Genomic DNA, 9,826 nt, shown 5'->3' on the forward strand with positions numbered 1-9,826 from the left:
CCGCCTGCAGGCCGGAGGTGTGCGTCAACAGCTGCGCGATCGTGACCTGCGGGAACGGCACCTCGGGGAGGTGCGTGCCGATCGTGTCGCCGATGTCGAGTCGTCCCTCGTCCCGCAACCGCATGACCTCGACGCCGACGAAGGTCTTGGAGATCGAGCCGATCCGGTACTGCGTGTCGGTCGTCGGCGCAGGTCCGTCGGCGCGGCCGTCGAGCGTGCCAACGGCGTCGGACCACACGACCTCGCCGTCGCGCACGATGCCGGCGGCGATCGACGGGAGGCGTTGCTTCGACTGCTCGACCGCGAGCCGCTGCGACAGCGCCCGGGCCGTGGAGAGGTCGAGCGTCATCGAGCCCCGGCCAGCTCCGACGCGAGCCGGACGAGCGTTCGTACGCCGGTGCCGGTGCCGCCCACGGGCGTGTAGTCGAATGCGGTGCCCTCGTTGAACGACGGCCCGGCGATGTCGAGGTGCGCCCACGGGATCTCGTTGACGAACTCGCGCAGGAACGCCGCCGCGAACAGTGTGCCGCCGTACGGCTTGGGGTTGTGCTGGCGCAGGTCGGCGATGCTGGAGGAGGTGACCTTGCCCTTCATCTCCTCCGTGATCGGCAGCGGCCACATCGACTCGCCGGCGGACTTCGACGCGGCGAAGACCGTCTCGCCGAACGCCTCGTCATTGCCGAGGATGCCGCTGGTGTGCTCGCCGAGCGCGACGACGCAGGCGCCCGTGAGCGTCGCGACGTCGACGATGCGGTCGGGCTTGGCCTCGGCGGCGAGGGCGAGCCCGTCGGCGAGCACGAGGCGGCCCTCGGCGTCGGTGTTGTGCACCTCGACCGTGGCGCCGCTGCGCATCGTCAGCACGTCGCCGGGACGGGTCGCGCCGCCGCTGGGCATGTTTTCGGCGATGCAGGCGTACGCCGTGACCTTGATCGGCAGCCCGAGGCGCGCGATCGCGACCGTCGCGGCCATGACCGCGGCGGCGCCGGCCATGTCGAGCTTCATGGTCTGCATCGAGGCGCCCGGCTTGATCGAGAGTCCGCCCGAGTCGAACGTGATGCCCTTGCCGACGAGGGCCAGGTGCGTGACCGCGTTCGCCGGAGCGTACGACAGCGTCACGAGGCGCGGGGGACTGTCGGATCCGCGGCCGACGCCGAGGATGCCGCCACAGTTCTCCTTGGCGAGGCGCTTCTCGTCCCAGACCGACACCTTGACGTCAGTGCCGGCATGGGCAGTGATCGCCTCCGCGAAGTCAGCGGGCCGCAGGTCGCCGGGCGGCATGTTGACCCAGTCGCGCGCGGCGTTGACCGCCTCGGCGACCGTGGCCGCGCGTTCGACGGCCTTCGTCGCGGTGGTCTGACGCGCGAACGGGCTCAGGATGACGGCGCTCTTGAGCGTGGGCTTCTTGGGGTCGCCCTTCTTCTTGGACTTGTAGGTCTCGAAGGTGTAGGCGCCGAGCGGCACGCCCTCGGCGATCGCCTCGACCTCGTCGACCCCGGCAGGGTGCAGCGCGATGGCGACGCTGGTGGCGTTCTTGGCAGCGCGTATGCCTCGCGCGGTCGCGCGGCGCAGGTCCTCGGCCGTCGGCTCCTCGGGCAGTGCGACGGCGACGATCAGCGAGGCCTTCGCCGCACCGCTGGAGGGGAACGTCACGGTCTGTCCCTTCTCGCCCGTGAAGCCCATGACGTCGAGTGCCGCGGCCAGGTCGCCCTTGTCGTCGTCGCCTCGGATCCCGAGGATCAGGGCGTCGGCGCGCGCAGTGGTCGGCTTGGCGGTGCTGAGGGTCACTGAAAGCATGTCCGCCACTCTAGGCTCGCGCGTCAGGTGGGCGCGAGCACCCCAGGGGAGGTGCCCTACCTTGGGTGCCATGGATCTGCTGCACTCGCCGTTGCACGACCGCCACGTGGCCCTGGGGGCCAAGCTCGCCGAGTTCGGCGGGTGGGACATGCCGTTGGAGTACGCCGGTGGCGGCGTGCTCGCCGAGCACAAGGCCGTACGTGAGGCGGTCGGCCTGTTCGACGTCAGCCACCTCGGCAAGGCGCTGGTGCGTGGCACGGGTGCTGCGGACTTCGTCAACGAGTGCCTGACGAACGACCTCGGGCGCATCGAGACCGGCAAGGCGCAGTACACCCTGTGCTGCGACGAGGACGGCGGCACGGTCGACGACCTCATCGCCTACCTCCGCAGCGACTTCGAGGTCTTCCTGATCCCCAACGCCGCCAACACCGCAGCGGTCGTCGCCCGGCTGCAGGCGGCCGCGCCGGCCGGCATCGAGGTCATCGACCAGCACCGCGACTTCGCGGTCCTCGCGATCCAGGGCCCGTTGAGCGACGAGGTGCTGACCTCGCTCGACCTGCCGGTCGATCACGAGTACATGTCGTTCGCCGACGCCACGATCGCCGGCCAGGAGATCACGGTCTGCCGCACGGGCTACACCGGGGAGCGCGGCTACGAGCTGGTCGTGCCGTCAGCGTCCGCGGCCGAGGTGTGGGATGCGGTCATGGCAGCGGGGGAGCCGTACGGCATCCGCGCCTGCGGCCTCGGCGCCCGCGACACGTTGCGCACCGAGATGGGCTACCCGCTGCACGGTCACGAGCTGTCGCCCGAGATCAGCCCGGTCATGGCCCGCGCCGGCTGGGCCGTCGGCTGGAACAAGCCCACGTTCTGGGGCAAGGAGGCGCTCGAACGTCAGCGCGCGGAGAAGACCGTCCGCACGTTGCGGGGGCTCCTGGCCCAGGGCCGTGGCATCCCACGACCCGGCATGACGGTCGCCGACACCGACGGTGCAGAGCTCGGCGAGATCACGTCCGGGACGTTCTCGCCGACCCTCCGCCAGGGCATCGCCCTGGCGCTGCTCGAGCCCTCCGTCGAGGACGGTGCGACGGTCGTCGTCGACGTACGCGGTCGCTCCGAGGCGTTCACGGTGACCAAGCCGCCATTCGTGCAACCGTCGACCAAGGAGGGCTGAACCATGGGCTGGACATGGACGCTGGAGAACTCACTCGGCGAGGTCAAGGGCCGGTCAGAGGATTTCGAGAGCCGAGGCGACGCCGAGTCGTGGGTCGGTGAGGAGTTCGGAGCCCTGCTCGAGCAGGGGATCGACCAGGTACGCCTGTTCGATGGCGAGACCGAGGTCTACGGCCCGATGTCGCTGCACGCCGGGACGGAGTAGGCCGACCGGCGTACCCGACTATCGGTAGGTGTCAGCCAGGGGCTGGCCGCGCTTGACCTGCGGCTTGGGCAGGCGGAACCGGCGCAGCTGCGTGCTGCGCAGGACCGCGTACGCGGTGTGGCCCTTGGCGTCGTCGGCCGAGAAGCGCTTCTTGAGCTGCTTCTTGAGCCCGCGTACGAGGATGACCTCGTCGATCACGGTGCCGAAGATGATGAACGGGTAGAGCAGGAACGTCGCGGTCGCACCCCACTGGGCGTCGCCGCCGATCATGCTGATGATCAGCACCAGCGCGAGGAAGGGCAGCAGGAACTCGGCGAAGTTCCAGCGGCGGTCGACGTAGTCGCGGCAGAACCGGCGCACCGGTCCGCGCTCACGCAGCGGTAGGTGCTTCTCGTCGCCGGTCTTGAGCGCCTCGCGCTGCTTGAGCCGCAGCTCCTCGCGGGCGGCCCGCTCGCGCTTGGCCTGCTCCTTGCGCGTCATGGGCACCTTCATCTGCTTCTTGCGCGCCGCTTCGGCCTCTTTGCGCGTCGGCGTCCGACGTCCCTTGCCAGCCTCTGTCTCGTCTACCACCCGCGACACCCTACCCGTAGGCTGGAATGCATGAGCGAGCGCAGCGAGCGAGTCATGAGACAGGGATCATGCTGTGGTCTCCGTATGGTGGGTTGTTGATGGAGACCACGGCATGAGTATCGGCAAGCGCATCGCCCGGATCTTCCGCTCGTGGCGTGCTCGCGGCAGCGATGTCGAGGATCTCAAGGACCGGCTCGACGAGACCTACCGCACCCAGACGGCCCTGCTCCGGCAGGTACGCCGAGGGGTTGCCGACGTGGCGACGAGCCGCAAGCGCGTCGAGCTGCAGCTCGCCGCGCTCGACCAGCAGGCCGCGCAGCTCGACGACGAAGCGCGGCAGGCGGTCGCGTCCGGCGACGATGACCAGGCGCGCGCCGTGCTGACCCGCAAGATCACGCTCGAGAAGGCCGCAGCCGACCTCAAGACCCGCCACGCCGACCTCAAGCGCGAGGAGGACAAGCTCGAGGCGGCGGCGCTCAGGATCGAGCAGGACGTCGAGGCCTTCCGCGTCCGCAAGGACACGTTGGCGGCCCGGCACACCGCAGCGGCGGCCCGCGCCGAGATCAACAGCGCGACCCGTGGCATCAACTCCTCGGTCAGCGACGTCGGGCAGGCGGTCGAGTCCGCCGAACGGCATACGCGCGAACTGGAAGCCACCGCCGACGCGGTCGACGAGCTCGTCGCCGAGGGCATTGTCAGCAAGCCGGGCGAGAGCACCGACGACGCGCTGAGCCGCCAGTTCGACGCCGCGCTGGACAGCGCCGAGGTCGATCGCCAGCTCGAGCAGATCTCCACGCCCAGGAAGGACGACGATGGCACGGACCCGCTTCAGAGGTGACCGTGGACTGACGCTGCGCATGGGCGGCGTCGGACTCGGTCTCGGCGCGCTCTACGTCGCGTTCGGCGCGGTCCTGCTGACCCAGACGTCACTCGGCGCCTTCGGCATCGTCATCGTGCTCGCGATGGCGTGGGGCCAGTGGTACTTCTCCGACTCGCTCGCCCTCAAGTCGATGGGTGCCAAGGTCGTCGAGCCCGAGCAGGCCCCGGAGCTGCACGCCATGATCGATCGCCTCTGCGCGCTCGCCGACATGCCCAAGCCGCGTGTCGCTGTCGCGGTGACCGACATGCCCAACGCCTTCGCCACCGGCCGTTCGCCCAAGCACTCCTCGGTGTGCGTCACGACCGGCATCATGCAGCGACTCGACGCCGACGAGCTCGAGGGCGTCCTCGCGCACGAGCTGTCCCACGTCGCCAACCGCGACGTCACCGTCATGACCGTCGCGTCGTCGCTCGGCCTGCTCGCCGGGTTCATCACCAGGTGGGGCATGTACGCCGGCAACATCTTCGGGGGCCGCAACAACAAGGAAGGCGGCGCGGTGTTCCTGGTGGTGTTCCTCGTGAGCATGGTCGTCTACTTCCTGAGCTTCATCCTGACCCGCTCGCTGTCGCGCTACCGGGAGCTCAGCGCGGACCGCAGCGGCGCCTACCTCACCGGCCGGCCGTCGAAGTTGTCGTCCGCGCTGGTCAAGATCTCGGGCGACATGGCGCGCATCCCCAACCGCGATCTCCGCGAGGGGCAGGCGATCAGCGCCTTCTTCTTCGCGCCGGCGATCAACCGCGAGTCGATCGGTGCGATGTTCGCGACGCACCCGCCGCTCCAGACGCGTCTCGACCAGCTCGCCAGGGTCAGCGCCGAGCTTTCCGAGCAGGGTTAGGCGATGGGCTTCTTCGACGCGCTTCTCGGGCGCACCAAGCCGCCGCAGGCTGATCTCGACGTGCTGTTCGCGGTGCCGCAGGCGGCGCTGTCGCTGCAGACCGAAGGCTTCGCGACGACTGGGTCGGGGTCGGTGTGCTTCCGCGACGCGGAGGGCCATGCCGACGACACCGTGATGGCCGACGCCGAGAAGCTCATCACCACGAATGCCGGAGCCACGGTCACCCGCAGCACGGACCGGTTCGGCTTCCACTGGCTCACCGTCACGCGTACGGACCACGACGTGTCGGGGCTCGTGACCGACCTGCACGCCGTCAACAGCTCGCTCGCCGATGCCGGCTTCGGCTCGGCCCTGCTGTGCTCGACGATCGGCTTCACGGCGCCGGACGGCAGGCGCCTCGCGTTGGTCTACCTCTACAAGCGCGGCACGTTCTACCCGTTCGTGCCGCTCGACGGCGAGAAGCGCGACAACGCCCTCGAGCTGCAGGTCCGCGGAGTCGTGGGCGATGACGTACCGGTCGAGCCCGACCTCACCAGGTGGCTCGCCATCTGGGGCGCTCCCGGTCTCGACTGACAGCGACCCCGCGATAGGTTGGACGAGTGACGTTCGACGCTCTCTCCACTGACCAGATCCAGGCCCTGCTCGACGAGCAGACCGCGGCATACCGGACCCTGCAGGAGTCGGGCCTCAAGCTCGACCTCACGCGGGGCAAGCCGTCGCCGGCACAGCTCGACCTCTCCAACGGGCTGCTGTCGATGCCCGGCCCGGACTTCTCGGACGCCACCGGCATCGACACCCGCAACTACGGCGGGCTCACCGGGCTGACCGAGCTCCGCGAGATCTTCGCCCCGATCATGCAGGTGCCGGTCGCGCAGGTCATCGCCGGCGACAACGCCAGTCTCGCGATGATGCACGACAACCTCGTGTTCGCGCTGTTCCACGGCGTCGCCGACTCCGAGCAGCCGTGGGGCGTCGAAGACTCCGTCAAGTTCATCTGCCCCGTGCCCGGCTACGACCGTCACTTCGCCCTGCTCGAGGAGTACGGCATCGAGATGCTGCCCGTCGACCTGCTCGACGACGGGCCCGATGTCGCGGCCGTGCGCGAGCTCGTCAAGGACCCGGCGGTCAAGGGCATGTGGCTCGTCCCGACCTACAGCAACCCCACGGGCGCAGTCGTCAGCGAGGCGGTCGCCGCCGAGCTCGCCGCACTCGAGACGGCGGCGCCGGACTTCCGGATCTTCTGGGACAACGCCTACGCGGTGCACCACCTCACCGAGCAGCACACCAAGACCGCGGACATCCTCGGGCTCTGCTCGGCGTCCGGACACCCCAACCGCCCGGTGATCTTCGCGTCCACCTCCAAGGTCACGTTCGCCGGCTCCGGCGTGTGCTTCCTCGGCAGCTCCGCCGCCAACATCGAGTGGTACCTCAAGCACCTCGCCAAGCGCACGATCGGACCCGACAAGGTCAACCAGCTCCGCCACGCGCGGTTCCTCAAGAGCGCCGACGGCGTGCACGAGCTGATGGAACGTCACCGCGAGATCCTGGCGCCGAAGTTCCAGGCCGTCGTCGACATCCTGCGTGCGCGCCTGGGTGACTACGGCGTCGCGAGCTGGACCGAGCCCAAGGGCGGCTACTTCGTGAGCCTCGACGTCCTCGACGGCACCGCGTCGCGGGTCATCCAGCTCGCCCGCGAGGCCGGGGTCGCCATGACACCGGCCGGTGCCGCGTTCCCGTACGGAGACGACCCCCGGGACCGCAACATCCGCATCGCGCCGTCATACCCCTCGCCGCAGGAGCTCGAGGCCGCGATCGACGTGCTGGCCACGTGCGTGCTGATCGCCGCCTGCGAGCAAGCCCTCGCCCAGTAGTCCCCAGCCACCCGTGAGCGTGACGTTGTGCAGGCCCGTATCGGCGTGTCGCCTGCACATCGTCACGCTCAGCGGGGGGTTCGCATGAGGGTCCTGGTGGCGCCGGACGCGTTCGGAGGGACGCTCACGGCCCCACAGGCGGCGCGGGCGATCATCGAGGGCTGGCAGCGGCACGCGCCCGATGACGAGCTGACCCCGGCGGCGATGGCCGACGGCGGTCCCGGCTTCGTCGACGTCCTGCACGAGGGCATCGGGGGAGAGCTGGCGGTCGTGACCGTACGCGGTCCGGTCGGAGGTGACGTCCCCGTGACGGTGCTGCACACAGACGGCACCGCGTACGTCGAGAGCGCCCAGGCCTGCGGTCTGCACCTCGTCGATCCGCAGGACCCGATGCACGCGACGACATACGGCGTCGGCCAGGCGATCGTCGCGGCACTCGACACCGGTGTGCGCCGGATCGTCGTCGGACTCGGCGGCAGCGCGACGAACGACGGGGGAGCGGGTCTGCTCGCTGCCCTGGGCGCCACCGCCGACGTGCCGCTCGACGCCGGCCCCGCAGGGCTCGCCGGTGTCACCCACGTCGACCTTGCTCCGGCCCGCGCGAGGCTCCAGGACGTCGAGCTGGTCATCGCCGCCGATGTCGACGTCACCCTGCTCGGCATGTTCGGCGCCACCAAGACGTTCGGCCCGCAGAAGGGCCTCAGCGACGACCAGATCATCGCCGTCGACGGTGTCCTCGACGGGTTCGTCGAGGCGACCTGCGGCACGACACCGGCCGAGCGCCGCATCGCCGACGCCAAGGGCGCTGGTGCCGCCGGCGGCCTGGGGTTCGCCCTGATGCTCCTGGGCGGCCGCGTCGTATCCGGCATCGACCTCGTCGCGAACGCCGTCGGGCTCACCAGCCAGGCGGGGGCCCACGACCTCGTCGTGACGGGGGAGGGCAAGTACGACTTCTCGTCCCGCGCCGGCAAGGTCGTCTTCGGCGTCGCGACCGTGGCGGGCGCCGCTGCGCGGCCGTGCATCGTGCTCGCGGGGCAGGTCCTGGTCGGCTCCCGCGAGATGCGGGCGATGGGGGTCGAGAGTGCCTATTCCGTCACAGAGCTGGTCGGGATCGACGCTGCGATGAGCGAGGCCTACACGAGCCTTGCGGCGCTCGCCGAGCGTGTCGCACGTACGTGGTCGCCTCGCAGTGAGGATTGACGGCGTACGATGGAATGGAATCGGCACGGAACATGTTGACCACCGTGTCGTGACCAAAAGACCAGATCCATGGGAGACCACATGACGATCGAGACTGAGCAGTCCACCGTCGAGACCGCACCCGCCACCGGGGTGACCCTCAGCGAGGGCGCTGCCGAGAAGGTGAGCAGCCTGCTCGCCCAGGAAGGTCGCGACGACCTCGCGCTGCGCATCGCCGTGCAGCCCGGCGGTTGCTCCGGACTCCGCTACCAGCTGTTCTTCGACGAGCGGTCGCTCGACGGCGACCAGATCTTCGAGTTCGGCGGCGTCAACGTCGTGGTCGACCGCATGAGCCTTCCCTACCTCGGTGGCGCGACGATCGACTTCGTCGACACGATCGAGAAGCAGGGCTTCACGATCGACAACCCGGCGGCGACCGGCTCCTGCGCTTGCGGCGATTCGTTCCACTAAGCGGAGCCCGAGTGAGCCCTGCGAACTAGGGCTCCTCTGAATCGGGACCTCGTCAGGTTGACTCGAAAACTGAACGTAAGACATACAACACACGACGGCCTCCTGCATTGCGGGAGGCCGTTGTCTATTGTGTGGGGGTGCACCTCGCCATCACCGGTTCGATCGCCACCGATCACCTCATGACCTTCCCAGGCAAGTTCGCCGATTCACTCGTGCCGGACCAGCTCGACAAGATCTCGCTGTCGTTCCTCGTGGACGACCTCGACGTACGTCGTGGGGGGTGCGCGGCCAACATCACCTACGCGCTCGCCAAGCTCGGCCACCGCACGCTGCTCGTCGGGGCGGTGGGGCGTGACTTCGACATCGAATATCGCGGCTGGCTCGACGACGCCGGCGTCGACACCTCGGGCGTCCTGGTGTCGGAGACCCGTCACACGGCCCGCTTCGTGTGCACGACCGACACCGAGATGGCGCAGATCGCCACGTTCTACGCCGGCGCGATGTCGGAGGCGCGCGACATCGACCTGTTCGCGATCGGCCAGGACTTCGACCTGGTCCTCGTGGGACCTGACGACCCCGAGGGCATGCTGCGCCACACCCGCGCGTGCCGTGAGCACGGCGTCCCGTTCGCGGCCGACGTCTCGCAGCAGCTGGCCTGGGCCGACGGAGACGTCATTCGCGACCTGATCGACGGCGCTGCATACCTGTTCAGCAACGACTACGAGGCTGCGCTGATCGAGCAGAAGACCGGCTGGTCCTCCGCCGACGTCCAGGCGCACGTCGGCACCCGCATCGTGACCCGCGGCAAGGCCGGCGTGACGGTCTACCCCGCCGACGGGGAGCCCATCGAG

The 9,826-nt window shown here is 69.5% G+C and carries 12 protein-coding genes; 9 read left to right on the forward strand and 3 right to left on the reverse strand.

Annotated features, from left to right (window positions below; all coding sequences use genetic code 11):
• Together V6M46_RS11075 and V6M46_RS11080 are read right to left on the reverse strand one after the other, a co-directional pair.
• Nucleotides 1–349, reverse strand: a 349-nt coding sequence (locus V6M46_RS11075) for a serine hydrolase domain-containing protein (RefSeq protein WP_332664850.1), incomplete at its 3' end; no start/stop codon positions are given.
• Complete coding sequence (locus tag V6M46_RS11080; RefSeq protein ID WP_332664852.1) at nt 346–1,794, reverse strand: leucyl aminopeptidase; 1,449 nt, start codon at nt 1,792–1,794, stop codon at nt 346–348. The genes V6M46_RS11080 and V6M46_RS11075, both read right to left, overlap by 4 nt.
• 70 nt (nt 1,795–1,864) lie before the next feature.
• On the opposite strand from V6M46_RS11080, the gene gcvT reads away from it, so the two are divergent.
• Together gcvT and V6M46_RS11090 are read left to right on the forward strand one after the other, a co-directional pair.
• Complete coding sequence (gcvT, locus tag V6M46_RS11085) at nt 1,865–2,965, forward strand: glycine cleavage system aminomethyltransferase GcvT (protein ID WP_332664854.1); 1,101 nt, start codon at nt 1,865–1,867, stop codon at nt 2,963–2,965.
• Nucleotides 2,966–2,968: 3 nt separating this feature from the next.
• Complete coding sequence (locus V6M46_RS11090; RefSeq protein WP_332664856.1) at nt 2,969–3,169, forward strand: hypothetical protein; 201 nt, start codon at nt 2,969–2,971, stop codon at nt 3,167–3,169.
• Nucleotides 3,170–3,187: 18 nt separating this feature from the next.
• On the opposite strand, the gene V6M46_RS11095 is transcribed toward V6M46_RS11090, so the two are convergent.
• On the reverse strand, nt 3,188–3,739 hold the full coding sequence (locus V6M46_RS11095) for a DUF3043 domain-containing protein (RefSeq protein ID WP_332664859.1): 552 nt from the start codon (nt 3,737–3,739) through the stop codon (nt 3,188–3,190).
• Nucleotides 3,740–3,851: 112 nt separating this feature from the next.
• Between V6M46_RS11095 and V6M46_RS11100 the strand changes: the two genes are divergently transcribed.
• From V6M46_RS11100 to V6M46_RS11130, 7 genes are all read left to right on the forward strand, one after another.
• Nucleotides 3,852–4,577 carry a PspA/IM30 family protein gene (locus V6M46_RS11100; protein WP_332664860.1) on the forward strand — a complete coding sequence of 242 codons (726 nt, stop codon included), beginning with the start codon at nt 3,852–3,854 and terminating at the stop codon, nt 4,575–4,577.
• Entirely contained in the window at nt 4,552–5,454 is a 903-nt protein-coding gene (htpX, locus tag V6M46_RS11105) for a zinc metalloprotease HtpX (RefSeq protein ID WP_332664863.1), read from the forward strand. The genes V6M46_RS11100 and htpX overlap by 26 nt, the downstream gene beginning before the upstream one ends.
• Nucleotides 5,455–5,457: 3 nt before the next feature.
• Nucleotides 5,458–6,027 carry a PspA-associated protein PspAB gene (pspAB, locus tag V6M46_RS11110; RefSeq protein WP_332664866.1) on the forward strand — a complete coding sequence of 190 codons (570 nt, stop codon included), beginning with the start codon at nt 5,458–5,460 and terminating at the stop codon, nt 6,025–6,027.
• A gap of 26 nt (nt 6,028–6,053) precedes the next feature.
• Nucleotides 6,054–7,325, forward strand: coding sequence for an aminotransferase class I/II-fold pyridoxal phosphate-dependent enzyme (locus V6M46_RS11115; RefSeq protein WP_332664868.1), 1,272 nt, complete (start codon nt 6,054–6,056; stop codon nt 7,323–7,325).
• 84 nt (nt 7,326–7,409) lie between these two features.
• Complete coding sequence (locus V6M46_RS11120) at nt 7,410–8,525, forward strand: glycerate kinase family protein (protein WP_332664871.1); 1,116 nt, start codon at nt 7,410–7,412, stop codon at nt 8,523–8,525.
• 81 nt (nt 8,526–8,606) lie between these two features.
• Nucleotides 8,607–8,975: a HesB/IscA family protein gene (locus V6M46_RS11125; RefSeq protein WP_332664874.1), complete on the forward strand. Its 369-nt coding sequence runs from the start codon at nt 8,607–8,609 to the stop codon at nt 8,973–8,975.
• Between the two features lie 137 nt (nt 8,976–9,112).
• The coding region (locus V6M46_RS11130; RefSeq protein WP_332664876.1) for a PfkB family carbohydrate kinase at nt 9,113–9,826 on the forward strand (714 nt) is incomplete at its 3' end.

Source organism: Aeromicrobium sp. (assembly GCF_036676885.1).
Lineage (GTDB): Bacteria > Actinomycetota > Actinomycetes > Propionibacteriales > Nocardioidaceae > Aeromicrobium.

Excerpts from the sequence above, each read along its gene's own strand:
- pspAB (WP_332664866.1), top strand. The coding sequence starts at position 5,458 with ATGGGCTTCTTCGACGCGCTTCTCGGGCGCACCAAGCCGCCGCAGGCT.
- V6M46_RS11120 (WP_332664871.1), top strand. The coding sequence starts at position 7,410 with ATGAGGGTCCTGGTGGCGCCGGACGCGTTCGGAGGGACGCTCACGGCC.
- gcvT (WP_332664854.1), top strand. The coding sequence starts at position 1,865 with ATGGATCTGCTGCACTCGCCGTTGCACGACCGCCACGTGGCCCTGGGG.
- htpX (WP_332664863.1), top strand. The coding sequence starts at position 4,552 with ATGGCACGGACCCGCTTCAGAGGTGACCGTGGACTGACGCTGCGCATG.
- V6M46_RS11090 (WP_332664856.1), top strand. The coding sequence starts at position 2,969 with ATGGGCTGGACATGGACGCTGGAGAACTCACTCGGCGAGGTCAAGGGC.
- V6M46_RS11100 (WP_332664860.1), top strand. The coding sequence starts at position 3,852 with ATGAGTATCGGCAAGCGCATCGCCCGGATCTTCCGCTCGTGGCGTGCT.
- V6M46_RS11125 (WP_332664874.1), top strand. The coding sequence starts at position 8,607 with ATGACGATCGAGACTGAGCAGTCCACCGTCGAGACCGCACCCGCCACC.
- V6M46_RS11080 (WP_332664852.1), bottom strand. The coding sequence starts at position 1,794 with ATGCTTTCAGTGACCCTCAGCACCGCCAAGCCGACCACTGCGCGCGCC.